The sequence below is a fragment of the Sinorhizobium sp. BG8 genome, assembly GCF_016864555.1.
In the GTDB taxonomy this organism is placed as follows: domain Bacteria; phylum Pseudomonadota; class Alphaproteobacteria; order Rhizobiales; family Rhizobiaceae; genus BG8.
This window is the reverse complement of the sequence record NZ_CP044011.1, coordinates 4,174,206-4,191,657: the sequence shown is the minus strand read 5'-3', so window position 1 is coordinate 4,191,657 and position 17,452 is coordinate 4,174,206. Positions and strand designations below refer to the sequence as shown.

Genomic DNA, 17,452 nt, shown 5'->3' with positions numbered 1-17,452 from the left:
CTTTTTCTGATCCGGGCGAAAAAATACCCTTCGCCATTCGGGGACCAGGTCTGCGACTGTTCAGTCGCGAGAGCGACGGCGGCGACGGCGCGGCCTTGGCGAAAGCAGATATCCGAGCGCGAGCGCAAGTCCGGTCGAGGCGAAGGGCCTTTTGGCGGCGATCGCCGCAGCAGCCGTGACGAGATCACGCTGCATCTGGGTCTGCCGGCGCCGCAACCGCCGCAAGCGGCGATCACGCCGGTTGAGATAGAGGAGAATGCCGATCGCGATCAATGCGAGGATGAGCGTGGCCAGGGCCAGTCCGAACAGTGCCGGCACTTCCCCATAGCGGTTCGAAAGCTCGATGCATGCGGCGATCACCGCGAGCACGTAGGCGGTCAACAGGAACAGCGCAGCAACAAGTCCGAAAATCAAGTTGCGGCGCGCCTGCGCAACCGCTGCCGCGACGTTGTTTTCCACGCGGGACATCAAGTTCTGGGCGATGATCGCTGCGATGGACAGCATGCTGACCGGCTCCTGGGTTTTTGATATGCCCGGCGCGCCGGGATTTGACTGGCGAGCGCACCGGGCGCGCGGCATTCACATGCTGCGTGCCGGCGTCCGGATCAGCGACGGAAGATGGCGGCGAGCAGAAGGCCGGCGGCGACGGCTGCGCCGATCGTTGCCAGCGGATGCTCGCGGACTGTCTCCCGGACCTGCCGGCCCGAGTCTCGATAGCGCTCGCGCAGGTCGGCAATGATATCCTCTCCGGCGGCGATGAGATCGGCAATATCGCCTTCTGCAACATCCTTGAGGTCTTCGACCTTGCCCTTGACCGTGCTCGCATGCTCGCGCGCACTGGCGACGCCTGCGGCGGCATCACGCTTCATCACCTTGGCGAGGGCGGCAATTTCATCGCGCAACTCGGAGAGCTGCTGCTCGATATCCTCGACCTGCGGGTTCCAGTCGCCACGACGGTGCCTACGGCTTCGCGACGGAAAAATTCCACTGACCATGCCGTTTTCTCCTTTTGCGGTCCTCAACGGGAACATTAAACGCATGGGGAGCACAAAGGTTCAATAGTTCGAGGGTTTTCCGGGCGGCACGGTTAACACGCGGCCGTCTGGGGCAACACGAAGGGCACGCCCGCCTCGGGCAGGCCGTTGACGCGCATGCGGCATCCGAAGACGGCCTCCATCGTCTCGTCCGTCATGATTTCGGCAGGCGCTCCGGCTGCGAAGACCGTGCCATCCTTCATCATGACCATCCGATCGGCGAACATCGCGGTCAGGTTGAGGTCGTGCATGACAGCGATGACGCCGCCGCCGCGTCTGCAGTAGTCCCGTGCCAGGGTCATGATCGTCAGCTGGTGGCGGATGTCGAGGCTCGACACAGGCTCATCGAGGAGCAGGAAGCACGCTTCGCCCTCCACCACGGGCTCCCATATCTGGGAAAGGACGCGTGCCAGCTGGACGCGCTGCTGCTCTCCGCCGGAAAGCTCCTGGTAGAGGCGCGGGGCAAAGCCGGAGAGATCGACGACGGCAAGCGCCGCGGCGGCAATCGAATCGATGCGTTCCGGGTGAATGTTCGAGCCGATGGACAGACCCATCCGCACGATCTCGCGCACGGTAAAGGGGAAGGCGAGGTTTGTCGCCTGGGGCAGGACGGCGCGCTTGCGGGCAAGTTCGGACGGCTTGAGACTGCGGATCTCGTGGCCGTTGATCGTCAAGGTACCGGTGCTCGCAAGTTCTCCCGCGATCGCCTTCATCGTCGTCGTCTTGCCCGAACCGTTGGGGCCGACGATGGCTGTCATCTCGCCCGCTCGCGCCTCCAGGGAGACGTTTCGGACAATGGATTTGCGGGAAAGCTCTACCGAAAGGCCGGAAACGGAAATCATGTGCACTCCAGTCGCCGCGCGGTCTTCACAGACCGTGTGCGGCGCGGCCCCGCAAGAGGATCCAGAGGAAGAACGGTGCTCCGACGAGCGCGGTGATAATGCCGATCGGCAATTCCGCGGGAGCGACGATCGCACGCGCAATCATGTCGGCGACGAGCAGCAGGATGCCGCCAAGCAACGCCGATGCCGGCAACAGGTACCGATGATCCGGTCCGATCACGAGCCGCAGCATGTGCGGCACGATGATGCCGACAAAGCCGATGCCGCCGCTGACGGCGACAGATGCTCCGACCGCGGCGGCAACTGCGACGATCGCGACGTTCTTCAGGCGCTGGACCGAGACACCCATGTGATAGGCAGTGGCTTCGCCCAGCGTGATCGCATTCAGCCCGCGCGCCAGCATGGGAATGACGATCAGCGAGACGGCAATGATGGGCCCGGCGGTAAGAACCTTGCTCCAGGTGATGCCCGAGAGCGAGCCGAGATTCCAGAAGGTGATGTCACGCAGCTGCTTGTCATCCGCCATGTAGATGAGGATACCGGTGATCGCGATGGCCAGGGCGGCGATGGCGATGCCGGCCAGAAGCATGGTCGCGACGGATGTCTGGCCGTTCAGGGTGGCTATCCGGTAGAGCAGCAGCGTCGAGACGAGTGCGCCGACGAATGCGGCAAGGGGGAGGGCGAAAGCGCCGATGACTGCGACCACGCCAGCGGGCAGCGTGCTCTCGAAGATGATCATGGCGACGGCGCCGAGAGCGGCACCTGAAGAGACGCCGATGAGGCCGGGGTCGGCAAGCGGATTGCGGAACAGACCCTGCATGACCGTGCCGGAAATAGCCAATGCGGCGCCGATCAGCACGCCGAGCACGGCACGCGGCAGGCGTATGTCCAGAACGATGATACGGTCGCGCGCGTCGAGGTCCGAGAGCGAGCCCCCGGAGAGGAGCGACGTCATCACGTCCCAGGCCGAGGCGCCGGACGCACCTGTCGTCATGGAATAGAGAAATACCACCACGCCGAGGATTGCGAGCAGGAGTACGGTCGCCTTTGCGATCGCGCTCCTGTCGCCTTGTGCATGCCTGCCGGCGAGGCGTCGGGCCGCACCCTTGAGCGAGGTCCCTTGCTTCATAGTGTCACTGAGAGACATTACCGGATTTGCCGTAGACTGCCGCGTTCAGATCGCGGATCGCCGTTGCCGTGCGCGGGCCGAAGCCGAGCAGGTGCAGGCTGTTCATGCGGATGACCGACTTGGTCTTGGCAGCCGGGGTCAATGCGAATGCCGGATGCGCGAACAGTTCTTCGTCCGTGCCTCCATGCATGCCCTCGCGGGTCATCAGCATGATGACATCCGGCTTGGCTTCGACGATCGCCTCGTCGGACAGCGGCTTGTAGCCCTGGAATGCTCCCTCGGTGGCGTTGACGACACCCGAGAGTTTCAGGATCCCATCCGCTGCCGTATGGGCACCGGCCGCCATGACCTTTCCGTTCTGGAAGCTCAGAACAAAGAGAACGCGCTTGCGATCCTTGTCCTCGCGCTTGGCCGAGTCGGCCGTCGCGGCATCGATCTCCGCCGCGACTTTATCGGCCAGAGCCTTTGCCTTGTCGGAAACGCCGAGGAAGTTGCCGACGGTCTCGATCTTGCGAACGATCGCGTCGCGGTCGTAGCCCTCGGGTACGGTTTCAAAGGGAATGCCCGCGCTCTTCAGGACCTGGAGTGCATCGGGCGGGCCGCTTCCCTCGACCGCCAGGATGGCGGTCGGGTTGGTCGCGATCACGCCTTCCGGCGAGAGGGCGCGCATGTAGCCGACGTCCGGAAGCGCTGCGGCCGCTTCCGGGAAGGTGCTCGTGGAATCGCGAGCCACCAGGCGGCCCTCTTCACCGAGTGCATAGACGATCTCGGTGACCGCCCCGCCGATCGAGACGAGGCGCGAGGTATCGATCTTCTGCTGCTCTTCGGCATGAGCGACTGCGACGGGACCGATTGTCTCGCCGGCCGCGAGCGGCAGGACGAAGGGCGCGGCGAGCGCGAACACGGCAAGGGCCGTCGCCCTGCTGCGAGAGCGGCGGAATTCGAAACGAATGCTCATCATTTGTCCCTCTGTCACCTTGTTCAGGCGGCTGCGACGTCTTCGTGGCGTGGCAGTCCGTCGAGGATTTCCCGCCATTCGGCGAGCTCGGTCTTGCCTTCCTTGCGCTTGCCGAAGAACTGGATGACCATCTCTCCGGCCGCATCGTAGGCTTCAAGCGATGTCACATGGCCGTCGACGGTCGGCTTGCGCACGACCCAGCATTCGGTGATGTGGTCCATGCGAAGATGGAGATGGAAGGTCGGATCCATCACGTTCAGCCAGGGGCCCATCGGCTCGACTTTCTCAACCTTGCCGGTGTGGATCTGGATCGTACCGTCGTTGCCGACGAAGCACATGATCTCGGTCGCGCGCGCAGCGGCGCCATGCATCATGGTCGCCACCGCATCGCTCTTCACCTGCCATGCAAAGTCGGGACCGACGCTGCGTACGGCATCCTGGCGGCCGATCTTGAGCTTCTTCAACATGCCGAAGAACTGGTGAGTGTCGGTCATGCGGCTCCAGTTGTCGCGAAGCGCATCGACGTCGACGGGACCGTTCTCGTCGGCTTGCTTCGCCGTCGGAAGCTCCTCGATGAATTCGCGCGACTGGTCCTCGAGGCGGAAGTCGGCAACGATGGATTCGTAAGCCGCAAGGTTGGAGGCGGGGCGCAGGTGAACCTTGTGGACCGCATTGCCCGTCTTGTCGAAGAACTGCAGGCTGCGCCTGACCTCTTCGCCGTCCGTCTTCGTGAACGCAAAGCCGTGGGCCCACTGTCCCGGGAAGATCCGCAGGTCGATGTTTTCGCCGAGCACGATCGAGGCATGCGCACCGGTGTTGATCTTTTCGAAGACGCCGATCTTCTCGTGCACGGCGCTTTCGTTGCGCGTCAGCGCCATGATCTCGCCAAGTGCTTCGGCGCGTTCAAGAAACCGGTTGGCGCCGCCGTCGATGCGGACCGCGGTGAGGCCGACCTCGGCAGCGACCAGGGCTGCTTCGGATATGCCAAGCTGGGCCGCGATGTCGCGCTCGCGCATTTTGGGGTTCTCGGCACGGAAGGCGCGAATCTCGTCGGGGCTGGGGCGTTTGTTGTCGGTCATGTGGTCCCTATGCGGTTAAATCCGTTGGCTCTGAAAATGTGGCGTCGGGCGTGCTGCAAACCGGATGGACAGCGGTATCCGCAGGTGGAACGCCGGCAAGCAAACTCTTCTTGTCGCATCCGAGAGCTTCCTCCCATCGCCGCTTCCACATTCATCCAAATTCACAAGTTGGAACAGATATTTGCCGCCTCGCGCCCAATATCTATCTTGACTTACTTACTCATATTTATTTAAGGAGGCAATACCGGATGCACGCTCGGTTTGATTGTTGCGCAGCTATGGCCTTGCGCACTCGATAGCCGGAAAGATGCCCGGGCGAAGAAAGCCGCGCCCCATTGGCCGGCCAGGGGCGGCCGCAAACCGCCGGGCGACGTTTTGAAAGGTTAAGTCAGATGATTGCGTTCCGAGGAGTGGTTGTGGCTGCGGCATTGCTGGGTCTGGTTGTGCCCGCGGTGGCGCAGGAGCCGGCTCCCGCGAAGGCGGCGCTCGAAGTCGAGCTCAACACTCTGGCGCCTTCCCAGAAGGGATGTCTCTTCACCTTCGTTGCGGGCAACCATCTCGAGCGGGCGATTTCCCGCGTTTCCTTCGAGTTTGTGATCTTCAACGAGAAGGGAACCGTCGAGCGCATGGTGGTTCTCGATTTCCGCGATCTTCCGCTCGGCAAGACCAAGGTGCGCCAGTTCGATCTGCCTGGGACGAAATGCGAGGCGGTGAAGCGCCTCCTGATCAACGACGCCCCGGTCTGCGAAGGCGAGGGGCTGGCCAAGGACGCATGCGCGACGGGCCTCGTTACCCGTTCCAACACCACCGCCACCTTTGAAGGGTGAGCGGACAAAGCGAGACAGCGCCGGAATGAATTCCGGGCGGCAATGCAAATAGACAGGTGATGCCATGATCGGAAGCAGGGTGATCTGGAGCGGAGCAATCGTGCTGTCGCTGCTTGGCCACGCGGGCGCTGCCGCTATTCTGACCATGACGCCCGAGCCCGAGCAGGAAGAGGCGCTCATCGCCGGCGGCGTGGTCGCCGAAGTGGCGATGCTCGGCAACGGAGCCTTCGAGGCCCTCGAGTCCGGAAACCCGCAGGATATCGTCAAGCCGGAGGAGATCCTCCCCGATGAGGTGCAGCCGGTCGTCCAGGAGGTTGCCGAGGCCGTTCCGACCGAGATCGAGCCGCTGCCGGTCGATCCGCAGCAGCCGATCGACATGGAGCCCGTTGCCGCCGAGCCGATCGAGGAACTGATCGTTCCGGGAGCCGAAGTCGAGATCGCGGCCATTCCAATTCCTGAAATCAAGCCTGAGATCATCGAGGACGAACCTGTCGAGGCTCTCCAGCCCGTTCCCGAGGTCAAGAAGGAAGAGCCGGTCAAGAAGGTCGAGCCGAAGCGCAAGCCGAAAATCACCCAGAAGGCGGGCGAGAAGGGCCAAAGCAAGGCCAATGCCGCCAAGGGACAGGTGGACGGCTCGGAGGATGTGAAGACCGCCTCCCTGGGAGGCCAGAAGCGCGGCAATTCGTCGAGCGCCGGCAATGCGGCGGTCAGCAACTATCCGGGCAAGGTTCGCAACAAGATCAACCGCGCAAAGCGGCGCGTCCCCGGTGGTGACAGCGGCAGCGTTGTCGTGAGCTTCGTGGTGTCCTCCGGCGGCCAGGCCGGCAATATCCGGGTGTCGAGAAGTTCCGGCTTTGCCTCGCTCGACAAGGCGGCGATCGATGCGGTTCGCCGGGCCGGGCCCTTCCCGAAGATTCCGGAGGACGCCGGGCGCGCGTCCTGGTCCTTCAACGTTCCCATCGTCTTCAACTAACCGGTCTCCATTACGCCCCCGACGTGGGGCGTTTTTGTGCGTATAAATATGAGTTTTTTTATCATGTTTATACTTTACTCCAATACTCATGTTTTGTAAGGTCCGCCTCGACCAATGACACCGGTGCACAGCAACAAGGACGGATGCATGTTGAGTGAGAGTGAAAGTCGCGTGAATGCGGCCCTCAGGGCGGCGATCGCCGAGCGCGACAGGCGCATTGCGCAGCTCGAGCGGGAAGTGGCCGAACTCAAGGCCCGGTTCGGCGCATCGGAAACAGCCAGACCTCAGGTGAAGAGCCCGGAGCAAACGCCAGCCCGGCAACCGCGGACCGTAGAGGTCACGCGCGTCAAGCGGCGTCACGGGGAAGCGGAGAGAAAAGCCATGCGGGAGAAGCAGAGACAACAGGCCAGGGCTCGTGAGGAGCAGGTGAGCGCCAGCGACAAGCAGGCGCTTGAAGGGCGGAGTTTCCTTTACGTCGGCGGACGCGACTGCCAGGTTGCGCATCTGCGCCAGATCGCCAGTTCCTACGGCGCCAACCTCATCCACCATGACGGCGGCCTGCGCGAAGCGGTCTCGCGGATCGACAACGTGCTGCCATCCGTCGACTGCGTATTCTGCCCCATCGACTGCATCAGCCACGATGCGTGTCTGCGCGTGAAGACGGGTTGCAAGAAGTGGGAAAAGGCTTTCGTCCCGCTTCGCAACGGCAGCAAGTCCAGCTTCGAGCGCGCCCTCCAAAGTCTCAGCCAGGGAGATTCTGTCCAGTGAATGAAAGACCAGATGGCTTCATGATGATCGGGCTTCACAAGCTGGCCGCGCAAAATGGCGACGGTCTGCTGCCCGAGCTCTACGCCCTGATGACGCGGCGGGCGGAAATGCTCGAGCAGAATCCGAATGTCGTCGAGTTTCCGACATGGGAAACGCGCCTTCCGGGCCGCGGACTGCCATTCGAGTCTGATGGCCTCGACCTTGAACCACAGCAGGACAATGTCGTAGCCTTCCCGCAAGCTGCGCCGGCAGGGATCCGGCGGAAGGATTCCGTCTGAGCGCATCCCGGGAGGGTGTGAAATGTATATCGCGATGAACCGGTTCAAGATTGTCATCGGCCAGGAGGAGGCGTTTCAAAGGGTCTGGCAGACCCGCGACTCCAGCCTGGAAGGGCAGCCCGGCTTCAAAGAGTTCAAGCTCTTGAGGGGCGATACGGCGGCCGAGGCCGGCTACACCCTCTTCGCTTCTCATTCGGTGTGGGCATCCAGGGACGATTTCGTGGCCTGGACGAAATCGGAGAACTTCCGGCAGGCCCACAGGAACGCGGCGGGCAATCTCTCCATGTACATGGGACCGCCGAAGTTCGAAGGCTTCTCGGTCATCGAAGGGGCGTGAGCGTGAGCGGGCCCATCGAAGACAGGGTCGAGGCACTGCCAGTCCTGCCATCCCTTGATCTTCAGGAGACGCAGGCCTTCTATTGCTCAAAGCTCGGCTTCACCGCAACGGTCTACGAGGCTCATGACTACCTGATCCTGCGGCGCGACGGCATCGAGCTGCATTTCTGGCTCACCGACAATCGCAGCCTCTGCGAGAACACGTCCGTTTACTTGCGCGGGGGCGGGATCGTCGACCTGCACCGCGAATTCAGTGCGCGCGGCGTTGAGCGTCTCAGCGAGCTCAGCATCAGGCCGTGGAACATGGAGGAATTCTATGTCCACGACCCCCATGGCAACCTTCTGCGTTTCGGGCGCGTGCCGGGCGGAGCCTGAGCGTGCTCTGCAGCCGAAATCAGAACCGGCGGATTAGCCCTTTCGTTCGCCAAACAGTGCGCCGGCGGAAACCGCAAGCCAGCCGGCCATCATCATGAAGCCGCCGGTTGGAGCCGACATGGGAAACAGTCCCTCGCCGGTGAAGTGGCGCATCGTCAGGTCACCGGCAAAGAGTGCGGTGCCGGCCGCAATGAGCAGCACGGAGATCGGGGCAGTGCGCAGGCTTGGCCAGGCAGCATAGAGGGCGATGAGCGCCGGAGCATGTGCAAGGCACATGGCCGAAACTCCGGCGAGCAGGCGCGGGTCACCGCCCACATGCGACGCGGCTGCGGCACTCACGACGCCTGCTATACCCATCAGGCCTGCAGAGAAGAGGGTAAGGGAACGTCCCGGCGATAAGGTCATCAGGGTGCATCCTCTTCGCTGTTCTGCATGTGGTAGGCGAGGCGTGTCACCGGCTCGAGGATGATCTTCCGCAACTCGGCGCTAGGTACGGTTTCTTCCAGTGCGCGGGTGAAGCACAGAAGCCATTCGTCACGTTCCTGAGGGCCGATGGGGGCGACGAAGTGACGACGGCGCAGCATCGGATGACCACGCTTGTCCGTGTAGAGGGGAGGGCCGCCGAGCCAGCCGCTCAGATACTCATAAAGCTTTTCGCGGCTGCCGGAGAGGTCTGGCGGATGTATCGCACGGCAGCGGGCTGCTTCCGGCAGGGTATCCATCAAAACATAGAAACGCTCTGTCAGCGCGCGTACGGCAGCATCGCCGCCGATCGCCTGGTAAAGCGTGACTGTCTCGCCCGTCTGTTCGCTCATCGCCCCGTCGAACTCTCTATTTTGCTGCAATCGGATTAGCCCGGAACATCATGGCGCACAATGACGAAGCGCAAGCCGGGACCTTACGACGCACGTACGGGGGCGGTCTCCATCGGAACTGTGTCTTGCGCCGACACGGTCGTCGGTTCAGCTCACATTTGCTGCTTTCACTTGACTTTAAAACCGTCCAGACGGTATGTTTGTGCATGACGAGCGCACATCACAGAAAGAAGCAGCCGGAGCTGGTTCGTGGCCAGTTGTTGAAGGTCGCTGCACGCCTGATGATTGAGAAGGGCCTCCCGAGCGTGACGCTCGATGCCGTTTCCCAGTCCGCCGGCGTCAGCAAGGGCGGGCTGCTGCACCACTTTCCCAACAAGGTCTCTCTTCTCGACGGGCTGTTCGAGTCCCTCGTGGACAACCTGGATGAGGCGATCGAGGCGAGAATGCTGATCGATCCTCAGCCCCGCGGACGGTTCACGAGGGCCTATCTCGCAGTTTGCTTTGTTCCGGGGGGCATGCCGGAAGGCGAAGCGTGGAAGTCGCTGACCATAGCCCTGATGGGCGAGCCGTACCTGCGCGAGCGCTGGCGGCAATGGGTTGCGGGAAGGGCTGCCGAGCACGTCGGCACGGATTCTTCCGTCAATGCCGAGCTCGTGCGTTTTGCGGCCGACGGCCTGTGGCTCGCCGAGGCGGTTGAAAGCCATGCGATAGAACCCGATCGCCAGCGAGAACTGATGGACCGGCTCGTCGAGCTTTCAATGCTGTGAACAACGATCGCCAGGGGTCGCACAAGCGACTTGCCCCTGCCGCGTAACCTTTTGCCTTTGAGGAAATCATGAACCTGGTCGCCGTCTACTCCGTGCTTGTCATTGCAATCGTGTTCGAGGTGCTCGGTACGTCCGCAATGCAGGCCGCCCAGCATTTTTCCCGACTCGTGCCGACGATGATCATGGTTGTCTGCTATGCCGTCGCCTTCTATTTCCTGTCGTGGAGCCTGCGCTATGTGCCTGTTGGCATCGCCTACGCGATCTGGAGCGGCCTCGGCATCGTGCTGATCTCCCTCGTCGGCTACTTCATGTTCGGCCAGAAGCTCGATCTCGCCGCCGTGGTCGGTCTCGGCCTCATCGTCACGGGCGTTCTGGTCCTCAATCTCTTCTCCAAATCCACGTTCCACTGACCGCGAAACAAAGCTGCCTGGCTCGATCCCGGTCTTGTCAGGCTGACCGGGATGCTTTAATCAGGGAACAAATTTGAAAGCGGTTTCAATTCTGCGGTGAACGGGACCCAACCCCGATGCGAAGCATTCTGCTTCCGGCGCCGCCAAGTCCATGGAGGAAGAGATCATGGCGATACGCACCGTCGTGTGGGGCGAGAACATCCACGAACAGACGAACGAGGTCGTTCGAAGCATCTATCCCGACGGGATGCATCGCACCATTGCCGACGCGCTGAACGAAGATCCGGCGATCAAGGCGACGACCGCGACCCTGCAGGAGGCAGAGCATGGCCTGACAGAGACCCGGCTCGCCGATACCGACGTGCTGCTATGGTGGGCCACAAGGACCACGGTGCCGTCTCGGATGTGGTTGTGGAGCGCGTCGCCAGGCGTGTCTGGGAGGGTATGGGGCTCATCGTCCTCCATTCCGGCCATTTCTCCAAGATCTTCAAAAGGCTGATGGGCACGCCCTGTGCGCTGAAATGGCGCGAGGCAGGGGAACGGGAGCGCCTGTGGGTCATCAATCCGCGCCATCCGATCGCGGAGGGGCTCGGCGACAACTTCGTTCTGGAGAACGAGGAGATGTACGGCGAACAGTTCTCCGTTCCCGAGCCGCTGGAGACCGTATTCATCTCCTGGTTCCAGGGCGGGGAAGTCTTCCGTTCGGGGATGACCTGGCGCCGCGGCGCCGGCAACATCTTCTACTTCCGTCCCGGGCACGAAACCTATCCAACCTACCATGACGCCACAGTCCAGAAGGTGCTGCGCAACGGCGTGAAATGGGCGCACAACCCGCTCGGCACCTATGCCGCGATCCACGACGCGCCGAATGTCCCCGTTGAAAGCGCTTTGGAGGCGATCGTCGAGCGTGGGCCACGGCTCCACCAAGCCGGCGAAGCCGGATATCGTTGAGGTCTGCCATGCGTCTTCTCATTCTGGGAACCGGCGGGATGGCCAACAATCACGCTGAACATTTCGCGGCGATCGACGGCGTTGAGCTCGTCGGCGCGGTCGACGTGGATCCGAACCGCGTCAAGGCTTTCGCGCAAACCCACAAGATCCCCAACGTCTTCACCTCACTCGAGGAAGCTATTGCCTGGGGGGCGTTCGATGCCGCGGCGAACGTCACGCCGGACAAGGCGCATCATCCCACGACGCTCGCCCTCCTGCAGGCCAACAAGCACGTCCTCTGCGAAAAGCCGCTCGCCGAAAACTACGCCAAGGCCGCGGAGATGGCGCATGCCGCCGAGCGATCCGGCCTCGTCAACATGGTGAACCTGACCTATCGCAACGTGGCGCCATTGCAGAAGGCGCGCGAACTGGTCCTTGCGGGGCGTATCGGCAAGATCCGCCACGTCGAGGCCTCCTACCTGCAAAGCTGGCTGGTTTCCAAGGCCTGGGGGGACTGGGCGACGGAAAGCCAGTGGCTCTGGCGGCTCTCCACGAAGCACGGGTCCAACGGCGTCCTCGGCGACGTGGGGATCCACATCCTCGACTTCGTGAGCTACGGGGCAGCGAGCGACGTGTCGCATATCTTCGCCCGCATGAAGGCCTTCGACAAGGCGCCGAACAACCGCATCGGCGAATATGACCTCGATGCCAACGACAGCTTCATCATGACCGTCGATTTTACCGACGGCGCGCTGGGTGTGATCCACGCCAGTCGCTGGGCGACCGGTCACCTGAACGAGCTGAGGCTCCGGATGCATGGCGAGAAGGGGGCGATCGAAGTGATCCATTCGACGGAAGGTTCGAGCTTGCGGGCCTGCCTTGACGACGATGTGGAGACGGCGACCTGGGTCGAGATCGACGCCGGGACCGTGCCGACCAACTATCAGCGCTTTGCCGCTGCGGTGAAGGCGGCAACGCCTGTCGAACCCGGTTTCCGTCATGCCGCCGATTTGCAGAAGGTTCTCGACCTTGCCATGGAAACGGAGCGGGAGCGCCGGGAACTGACCATATAACGAACGTTTCCGTTCTAGGGGCGTGGCGCAGGACCGGTCGAGCGGCGGATCACAAGCTCGACCGGCCAGACCTCCTGCAGCGTGTCGGCCGGTTCGCCCCGCAGCAAGCGCGAGACCAGGCCGCCGATCCGGTCGCCGGCGTCGCGGATCGGGGATCGCGTGGTTGAGACCGTGGGGACCAGGTTTTCCGGGCTGAGGTAGGGAAAGACGTCGTCGTGGGCGATGAGCGAGATGTCGTCGCCGAGCGTCAGGCCCGCGATACGGATGGCGCGCATCGCCCCGAGCGCCGACATCATCGAGCCGGCGAGAACGGCGGTCGGTTTCTCCTCGGCTGCGAGAAAGCCCTGCATCAGCCGAAAACCGGTTTCGTCGGTGAATTCGCCGTGGCCGAGCAGATGCGCCAAGGGTGCGATGCCGCGTGCCTCGAGGGCCCGGAGAAAGCCATTCTCGCGATCGCGTGCAAAGGTATTCGCCGTGTCGCCGTTGATCAGCGCGATGCGGCGGTGCCCGAGGTCCAGCAGATGTCGGGTCGCCGCCTCGATCGCGCCGAAATTGTCGATATCGAGGTAGGCATAGGGCTCGCGATCGTCGCTGCGCCCATGGACCACGAAGGGCATACCGAGCTCCCTCAGAAGGCCGATCCGTCGGTCCTTCCGGGCGGGCGTGTGCACAATCATCGCATCGACCCTCTTGCTCGCGGCAAGACGCCGATAGGTGGCAATCTCCGCCTCGAGCGAATCCACGGTGGAGACGAGGATATCCATGCCATCGGCCTGCAGGCGGGCCGACAGGCCGCCCATGAACTCGCTGGTGTGGGGACCAAATTTCGCCCCGCCCTGAAAGACGAGGCCGACTGCGCCGGCACGGCCGGTGGCAAGGCTGTGGGCGCTCATGTTCGGCCGATAGCCGAATTGATCTGCTGCCTTGAGTACGCGCTCGCGGGTCTCATTGCGCACTTCAGGATAACCGCTCAGCGCACGGCTCACGGTGGTCGGAGAAAGACCGATCCGGGCGGCGAATTCCTTGAGATTCATCTGTTTCTTCCGATGGAGGGGCGAGCTTAGCGCATAACATCCGAAGTCGAAACCGACATCGGTGCAGCGCGCGCGATTTCAACATTTTAGCGCCGGGCTGCGGGTCCGCCGACCGACAGTTGCAGCCGGACAAGGGCAACTCGCTCTTCAGACCCCTGAGAGTGCTTTGCGCGGCGGTCACAACAGTCACTCCGGCGTGCGTTGCCGAAGGGTTAAAAAAATCTGTTAACAACCTCTTGCATTGTGCAAACTATGGTTGCAGTGTGTTGTGGGGACTGATGGGGTCAAAAATTTTCTCGGCAAGGGCAACGCCACGCCGCATTGTATCACGTAATCCCTTTGAAAATGCCGAAGTATCAGGCCTTTTTTCTTCGAGCCTGAGCTGCGAGTGACAGTGATTTTCATTGCCTGAGTGCGGCTCGCCGGACGGTGAGACCGTTAGCTTCCGCTTGCTTTGCATTTTAGATTTTCGCGTATGGGATGTGATCATGAAGATCGTGAAGCCCGGACACAACAAGGTGGCGCTCGTTACGGGCGTGACGGGGCAGGATGGTGCCTATCTTTGTGAATTGCTGCTTGAGAAGGGCTACAAGGTCCACGGCGTCAAGCGGCGATCATCGTCGTTCAACACTGGCAGGATAGAGCACCTCTACGAGGATCCGCACGTCAACGATCCGCAGTTCGTCATGCATTTCGGCGACATGACCGATGCGACGAACCTCATCCGCATCGTCCAGGAGACGCAGCCGGACGAGGTCTACAATCTCGCGGCCCAGAGCCATGTGCAGGTCTCCTTCGAGACCCCGGAGTACACCGCGAATGCCGACGCCATGGGTACGCTCAGGCTTCTCGAGGCGATCCGGCTCCTGGGACTGTCCGACAAGACACGTTTCTATCAGGCGTCGACCTCGGAACTTTACGGAAACGCGCCGGTCGCGCCTCAGAACGAAGCCACGCCCTTCTCTCCGCGTTCGCCCTATGCCGCCGCCAAGCTCTACGCATATTGGATCGTGGTGAACTACCGCGAAGCCTACGGCCTTCATGCAAGCAACGGCATTCTCTTCAATCACGAGAGCCCGCTGCGCGGGGAAACCTTCGTGACGCGCAAGATCACCAGGGCCGTGGCGGCAATCCATCTCGGCATGCAGGATCGCCTGTACCTCGGCAATCTCGCCGCTCGCCGCGACTGGGGGCATGCGCGCGACTACGTGCGCGGAATGTGGTTGATGCTGCAGCAGCCGGAGCCGGACGATTACGTGCTGGCCACCGGTCGATCGCACAGCGTGCGCTCCTTCGTGGAGCTGTGCTTTGCGGAAGTGGGCACGACCATCGAATGGAAAGGGGTCGGCGCGGACGAGAAGGGATACGATGCGGATAGCGGCAGGTGCATCGTGGAAGTGGACCCGCGCTATTTCCGCCCGACTGAAGTGGACTGCCTGCTCGGTGACGCCACCAAGGCGTACGAGAGGCTCGGGTGGGCGCCCGAAGTCGAACTGGACCAGCTTGTGGGAGAGATGGTTCGGGAGGATCTGAGGGGCATGGCGAAGCGATCGTCGCCGCGTTCAACCGGCCTGGAGCTGGCTCATGGCTGAGCCGTTGTATCGGCTGTCGGGGAAGCGTGTCTTCGTCGCAGGTCACCGCGGCATGGTCGGTTCGGCGATCGTCCGCCGGCTGCAGCGCGAGGGCTGCGCGATCCTCACGGCCTCGCGCGCGGAGCTGGACCTGACGCGCCAGTCGGAAGTCGAGGAATGGATGGGCCGCACGAGGCCGGACGCCGTCGTGGTCGCTGCGGCGAAAGTCGGCGGGATCCTTGCAAACAGTGCAGCACCTGCGGATTTCCTCTACGACAATGTGGTCTTGGAAACCAACATCATCAGCTCCGCCCAGCGCGTAGGCGTTGGCAGGCTGCTCTTCCTCGGCTCGTCCTGCATCTATCCGCGCGACGCCCTCCAGCCGATCGTCGAGGATGCTCTTCTAACCGGGCCGCTTGAGCCGACGAACGAAGCCTACGCCATAGCAAAGATCGCCGGCATCAAGCTTTGTGCCGCATATCGCAGGCAATACGGGTGCGACTTCATCTCGGCGATGCCGACCAGTCTCTATGGGCCGGGCGACAATTTCGACCTTGCGTCCAGCCATGTCGTTCCCGCTCTCATCCGCAAGGTGCATGAAGCCAAGGCCAGCGGGGCTCCTGAAGTTTGCATATGGGGTTCCGGATCGGCCTTGCGGGAATTCCTGCATGTGGACGATTGCGCGGAAGCGTGCGTGCATCTCCTGAAACACTATTCCGGGGACATGCACGTCAACATAGGCTCGGGCGAAGAGATCGCGATCCGCGATCTGGCGCAGCTCATCTGCCGCTTGGCTGGATATAGCGGCGGCCTTCGCTACGACACCGAGAAACCGGACGGCGTGGCGAGAAAGCTGCTCGACAGCGGGCGCCTTCGTGCACTCGGCTGGAGCCCGAGCATATCGCTTTCCGACGGTCTCGGTGCCACCTACGCCGCCTATGTCGCAGGGCTGTCCATGCGCCGCGAGGATGCTGCCGCATGAACATTCGCAGCGACGCCTTCCCGGTCGGTGGCGAACACCTGACGGCTGCCTCACGGCCTCGAAAGCGAAAAACCGTTCTTGTTCACGCCATGAACTATGCGCCGGAAAAGACGGGCGCCGGACGCTACACCGGTGATATCGCAGGTCATTTCGCAGCCATGGGCATGGCTGTCACGGTCGTCACCACTCCGCCGCACTACCCGGCCTGGGAAGTGGATCGTGGATACGGCAATCGATACGCATCAAGGATCGAGGACGGCATCACGGTTGTGCGCGTTCCTCTGATCCTCAGGCCGGGGGCGAGGCTGTGGAGGCTTCTGGCGCCGGCGAGTTTTGCCGCGAGTGCCGCGCCGGTCGTTCTCTGGCAGATCCTGCGCAAGCGACCGGATGTGGTCTTCTGTGTCGAACCGACATTGCTGGGAGCCCCCTTTGCCCTGCTCGCGGCAAAGCTTGTCGGCGCGCGCACGGTGCTGCATGTCCACGACCTCGAGATCGATGCAGCCTTTGCAATGGGGCACCTCGGCAAGCACCGCTGGCTGATGCGAGTAGGAGAATTCTTCGAGACGGCTGTTCGCAAACGCTTTGACATCGTCGTCACGATCTCGCGGCGAATGGCCGAAAAATTGCTGGAAAAGGGCGTGGCCGCCGACCGCGTGGCCGTCGTGCGAAACTGGGTCGATCTGTCGGCAATCTTTCCATTGCCGGGCGCGAGTCCTTATCGCGACGAACTCGGCTACGCGGACGAGGACTTCGTCGTGCTCTATTCCGGCAACCTCGGCGCCAAGCAGGGGCTCGATCTCTTGATCGAAGCCGCGCGGACACTGCAAGGCGTGCAGGGGATCCGGTTCGTCATCGGGGGCGACGGACCGGCGAAAGCGGAGCTGGAGCGGCTGGGGAGCGTTTTAGGCAACGTGCGCTTCCTGCCGCTCCAGCCTGCGCACCGTTTCAACGAATTCCTCAACATGGCCGACCTTCACCTATTGCCCCAGAGGAGGGGAGCTGCCGACCTGTTGCTGCCGTCCAAGCTGGGCGCGCTGCTTGCCTCCGGGAAACCGGTGGTGGTCACGGCCGATCCGGAAACAGAGCTGGCCACTTTTGTCGGGGATGCCGCACTGGTCATTCCGCCGGAGGATCCGGCTGCCCTTGTTTCGACGATCCTGAAGGTCAGGAGCGGGGCGCTGCGGACAAGGCCCGATCACGGGAAGGAGCTCTGTCGCACGCTGGCGCGAGGAGATGGGCTGGCCGCCATGCTGAGTATCGTGGATCGCTGA

At 62.5% G+C, this 17,452-nt stretch carries 21 protein-coding genes and 1 pseudogene; 13 read left to right on the top strand and 9 right to left on the bottom strand.

All coding sequences use genetic code 11. The annotated features are described in order from the left end of the window. Positions 1 to 60 precede the first annotated feature (60 nt). From F3Y30_RS19525 to F3Y30_RS19500, 6 genes are all read right to left on the bottom strand, one after another. Positions 61 to 504: a hypothetical protein gene (locus tag F3Y30_RS19525; protein WP_203424324.1), complete on the bottom strand. Its 444-nt coding sequence runs from the start codon at positions 502 to 504 to the stop codon at positions 61 to 63. Between the two features lie 101 nt (positions 505 to 605). Beyond that, positions 606 to 995: a hypothetical protein gene (locus tag F3Y30_RS19520; RefSeq protein ID WP_203424323.1), complete on the bottom strand. Its 390-nt coding sequence runs from the start codon at positions 993 to 995 to the stop codon at positions 606 to 608. 92 nt (positions 996 to 1,087) lie between these two features. Next, positions 1,088 to 1,876, bottom strand: coding sequence for a heme ABC transporter ATP-binding protein (locus F3Y30_RS19515; RefSeq protein ID WP_203424322.1), 789 nt, complete (start codon positions 1,874 to 1,876; stop codon positions 1,088 to 1,090). Between the two features lie 25 nt (positions 1,877 to 1,901). Further along, positions 1,902 to 3,005 (bottom strand): iron chelate uptake ABC transporter family permease subunit, encoded by a 1,104-nt coding sequence (locus tag F3Y30_RS19510; RefSeq protein ID WP_203424321.1) that lies wholly within the window; start codon positions 3,003 to 3,005, stop codon positions 1,902 to 1,904. Between the two features lie 4 nt (positions 3,006 to 3,009). Next, complete coding sequence (locus F3Y30_RS19505; protein WP_203426693.1) at positions 3,010 to 3,963, bottom strand: ABC transporter substrate-binding protein; 954 nt, start codon at positions 3,961 to 3,963, stop codon at positions 3,010 to 3,012. 23 nt (positions 3,964 to 3,986) lie between these two features. Then, a complete protein-coding gene (locus tag F3Y30_RS19500) occupies positions 3,987 to 5,042 on the bottom strand; it encodes a ChuX/HutX family heme-like substrate-binding protein (protein ID WP_203424320.1) in 1,056 nt (351 codons plus the stop codon). Positions 5,043 to 5,458: 416 nt separating this feature from the next. Between F3Y30_RS19500 and F3Y30_RS19495 the strand changes: the two genes are divergently transcribed. The 6 genes from F3Y30_RS19495 to F3Y30_RS19470 all read left to right on the top strand — a co-directional run bounded on the left by F3Y30_RS19495 (position 5,459) and on the right by F3Y30_RS19470 (position 8,599). Next, complete coding sequence (locus F3Y30_RS19495) at positions 5,459 to 5,869, top strand: hypothetical protein (protein ID WP_246752813.1); 411 nt, start codon at positions 5,459 to 5,461, stop codon at positions 5,867 to 5,869. A 64-nt stretch (positions 5,870 to 5,933) separates the two neighbouring features. Beyond that, positions 5,934 to 6,842: an energy transducer TonB gene (locus tag F3Y30_RS19490; protein WP_203424318.1), complete on the top strand. Its 909-nt coding sequence runs from the start codon at positions 5,934 to 5,936 to the stop codon at positions 6,840 to 6,842. 381 nt (positions 6,843 to 7,223) lie between these two features. Continuing rightward, positions 7,224 to 7,610: a DUF2325 domain-containing protein gene (locus F3Y30_RS19485; protein WP_203426692.1), complete on the top strand. Its 387-nt coding sequence runs from the start codon at positions 7,224 to 7,226 to the stop codon at positions 7,608 to 7,610. A gap of 20 nt (positions 7,611 to 7,630) precedes the next feature. After that, the gene (locus tag F3Y30_RS19480) at positions 7,631 to 7,888 is read left to right on the top strand and encodes a hypothetical protein (protein WP_203426691.1); all 258 of its coding nucleotides are present in this window, start codon (positions 7,631 to 7,633) and stop codon (positions 7,886 to 7,888) included. Positions 7,889 to 7,910: 22 nt separating this feature from the next. Further along, complete coding sequence (locus F3Y30_RS19475; RefSeq protein ID WP_203424317.1) at positions 7,911 to 8,225, top strand: antibiotic biosynthesis monooxygenase; 315 nt, start codon at positions 7,911 to 7,913, stop codon at positions 8,223 to 8,225. 2 nt (positions 8,226 to 8,227) lie between these two features. Beyond that, positions 8,228 to 8,599 (top strand): VOC family protein, encoded by a 372-nt coding sequence (locus tag F3Y30_RS19470; RefSeq protein WP_203424316.1) that lies wholly within the window; start codon positions 8,228 to 8,230, stop codon positions 8,597 to 8,599. A gap of 33 nt (positions 8,600 to 8,632) precedes the next feature. On the opposite strand, the gene F3Y30_RS19465 is transcribed toward F3Y30_RS19470, so the two are convergent. Together F3Y30_RS19465 and F3Y30_RS19460 are read right to left on the bottom strand one after the other, a co-directional pair. After that, a complete protein-coding gene (locus F3Y30_RS19465; RefSeq protein WP_203424315.1) occupies positions 8,633 to 9,004 on the bottom strand; it encodes a DUF423 domain-containing protein in 372 nt (123 codons plus the stop codon). Beyond that, entirely contained in the window at positions 9,004 to 9,414 is a 411-nt protein-coding gene (locus F3Y30_RS19460; RefSeq protein ID WP_203424314.1) for a group II truncated hemoglobin, read from the bottom strand. The genes F3Y30_RS19465 and F3Y30_RS19460 overlap by 1 nt, the downstream gene beginning before the upstream one ends. A gap of 206 nt (positions 9,415 to 9,620) precedes the next feature. Here F3Y30_RS19460 and F3Y30_RS19455 point away from each other — a divergent pair, with 206 nt between their 5' ends. The 4 genes and pseudogenes from F3Y30_RS19455 (at position 9,621) to F3Y30_RS19440 (ending at position 12,594) form a co-directional block, all read left to right on the top strand. Beyond that, positions 9,621 to 10,181 (top strand): TetR/AcrR family transcriptional regulator, encoded by a 561-nt coding sequence (locus F3Y30_RS19455; protein ID WP_203424313.1) that lies wholly within the window; start codon positions 9,621 to 9,623, stop codon positions 10,179 to 10,181. 68 nt (positions 10,182 to 10,249) lie between these two features. Continuing rightward, positions 10,250 to 10,591 carry an SMR family transporter gene (locus F3Y30_RS19450; protein WP_203424312.1) on the top strand — a complete coding sequence of 114 codons (342 nt, stop codon included), beginning with the start codon at positions 10,250 to 10,252 and terminating at the stop codon, positions 10,589 to 10,591. 166 nt (positions 10,592 to 10,757) lie between these two features. Next, positions 10,758 to 11,542 (top strand): annotated as a pseudogene (locus F3Y30_RS19445) (ThuA domain-containing protein). An 8-nt stretch (positions 11,543 to 11,550) separates the two neighbouring features. Further along, on the top strand, positions 11,551 to 12,594 hold the full coding sequence (locus tag F3Y30_RS19440; RefSeq protein WP_203424311.1) for a Gfo/Idh/MocA family oxidoreductase: 1,044 nt from the start codon (positions 11,551 to 11,553) through the stop codon (positions 12,592 to 12,594). Between the two features lie 14 nt (positions 12,595 to 12,608). Here F3Y30_RS19440 and F3Y30_RS19435 read toward each other — a convergent pair whose 3' ends face one another. Then, positions 12,609 to 13,628, bottom strand: a complete 1,020-nt coding sequence (locus F3Y30_RS19435) for a substrate-binding domain-containing protein (protein WP_203424310.1) — start codon at positions 13,626 to 13,628, stop codon at positions 12,609 to 12,611. Positions 13,629 to 14,116: 488 nt separating this feature from the next. On the opposite strand from F3Y30_RS19435, the gene gmd reads away from it, so the two are divergent. The 3 genes from gmd to F3Y30_RS19420 are packed head-to-tail and all read left to right on the top strand — an operon-like array spanning position 14,117 to position 17,452. Then, entirely contained in the window at positions 14,117 to 15,220 is a 1,104-nt protein-coding gene (gene gmd / locus F3Y30_RS19430; protein WP_203424309.1) for a GDP-mannose 4,6-dehydratase, read from the top strand. Further along, positions 15,213 to 16,181, top strand: coding sequence for a GDP-L-fucose synthase (locus F3Y30_RS19425; protein ID WP_281435403.1), 969 nt, complete (start codon positions 15,213 to 15,215; stop codon positions 16,179 to 16,181). The genes gmd and F3Y30_RS19425 overlap by 8 nt, the downstream gene beginning before the upstream one ends. Continuing rightward, positions 16,178 to 17,452, top strand: coding sequence for a WcaI family glycosyltransferase (locus F3Y30_RS19420; RefSeq protein ID WP_203424308.1), 1,275 nt, complete (start codon positions 16,178 to 16,180; stop codon positions 17,450 to 17,452). The genes F3Y30_RS19425 and F3Y30_RS19420 overlap by 4 nt, the downstream gene beginning before the upstream one ends.

What these genes read in the sequence shown, in the direction of transcription:
- F3Y30_RS19485 (WP_203426692.1), top strand. Translation starts at nt 7,224, where the DNA reads ATGCGGGAGAAGCAGAGACAACAGGCCAGGGCTCGTGAGGAGCAGGTG.
- F3Y30_RS19500 (WP_203424320.1), bottom strand. Translation starts at nt 5,042, where the DNA reads ATGACCGACAACAAACGCCCCAGCCCCGACGAGATTCGCGCCTTCCGT.
- F3Y30_RS19475 (WP_203424317.1), top strand. Translation starts at nt 7,911, where the DNA reads ATGTATATCGCGATGAACCGGTTCAAGATTGTCATCGGCCAGGAGGAG.
- F3Y30_RS19510 (WP_203424321.1), bottom strand. Translation starts at nt 3,005, where the DNA reads ATGAAGCAAGGGACCTCGCTCAAGGGTGCGGCCCGACGCCTCGCCGGC.
- F3Y30_RS19465 (WP_203424315.1), bottom strand. Translation starts at nt 9,004, where the DNA reads ATGACCTTATCGCCGGGACGTTCCCTTACCCTCTTCTCTGCAGGCCTG.
- F3Y30_RS19460 (WP_203424314.1), bottom strand. Translation starts at nt 9,414, where the DNA reads ATGAGCGAACAGACGGGCGAGACAGTCACGCTTTACCAGGCGATCGGC.
- F3Y30_RS19480 (WP_203426691.1), top strand. Translation starts at nt 7,631, where the DNA reads ATGATGATCGGGCTTCACAAGCTGGCCGCGCAAAATGGCGACGGTCTG.
- F3Y30_RS19515 (WP_203424322.1), bottom strand. Translation starts at nt 1,876, where the DNA reads ATGATTTCCGTTTCCGGCCTTTCGGTAGAGCTTTCCCGCAAATCCATT.
- F3Y30_RS19425 (WP_281435403.1), top strand. Translation starts at nt 15,213, where the DNA reads ATGGCTGAGCCGTTGTATCGGCTGTCGGGGAAGCGTGTCTTCGTCGCA.
- gmd (WP_203424309.1), top strand. Translation starts at nt 14,117, where the DNA reads ATGAAGATCGTGAAGCCCGGACACAACAAGGTGGCGCTCGTTACGGGC.
- F3Y30_RS19435 (WP_203424310.1), bottom strand. Translation starts at nt 13,628, where the DNA reads ATGAATCTCAAGGAATTCGCCGCCCGGATCGGTCTTTCTCCGACCACC.
- F3Y30_RS19455 (WP_203424313.1), top strand. Translation starts at nt 9,621, where the DNA reads ATGACGAGCGCACATCACAGAAAGAAGCAGCCGGAGCTGGTTCGTGGC.
- F3Y30_RS19420 (WP_203424308.1), top strand. Translation starts at nt 16,178, where the DNA reads ATGAACATTCGCAGCGACGCCTTCCCGGTCGGTGGCGAACACCTGACG.
- F3Y30_RS19490 (WP_203424318.1), top strand. Translation starts at nt 5,934, where the DNA reads ATGATCGGAAGCAGGGTGATCTGGAGCGGAGCAATCGTGCTGTCGCTG.
- F3Y30_RS19525 (WP_203424324.1), bottom strand. Translation starts at nt 504, where the DNA reads ATGCTGTCCATCGCAGCGATCATCGCCCAGAACTTGATGTCCCGCGTG.
- F3Y30_RS19505 (WP_203426693.1), bottom strand. Translation starts at nt 3,963, where the DNA reads ATGAGCATTCGTTTCGAATTCCGCCGCTCTCGCAGCAGGGCGACGGCC.
- F3Y30_RS19450 (WP_203424312.1), top strand. Translation starts at nt 10,250, where the DNA reads ATGAACCTGGTCGCCGTCTACTCCGTGCTTGTCATTGCAATCGTGTTC.
- F3Y30_RS19440 (WP_203424311.1), top strand. Translation starts at nt 11,551, where the DNA reads ATGCGTCTTCTCATTCTGGGAACCGGCGGGATGGCCAACAATCACGCT.
- F3Y30_RS19520 (WP_203424323.1), bottom strand. Translation starts at nt 995, where the DNA reads ATGGTCAGTGGAATTTTTCCGTCGCGAAGCCGTAGGCACCGTCGTGGC.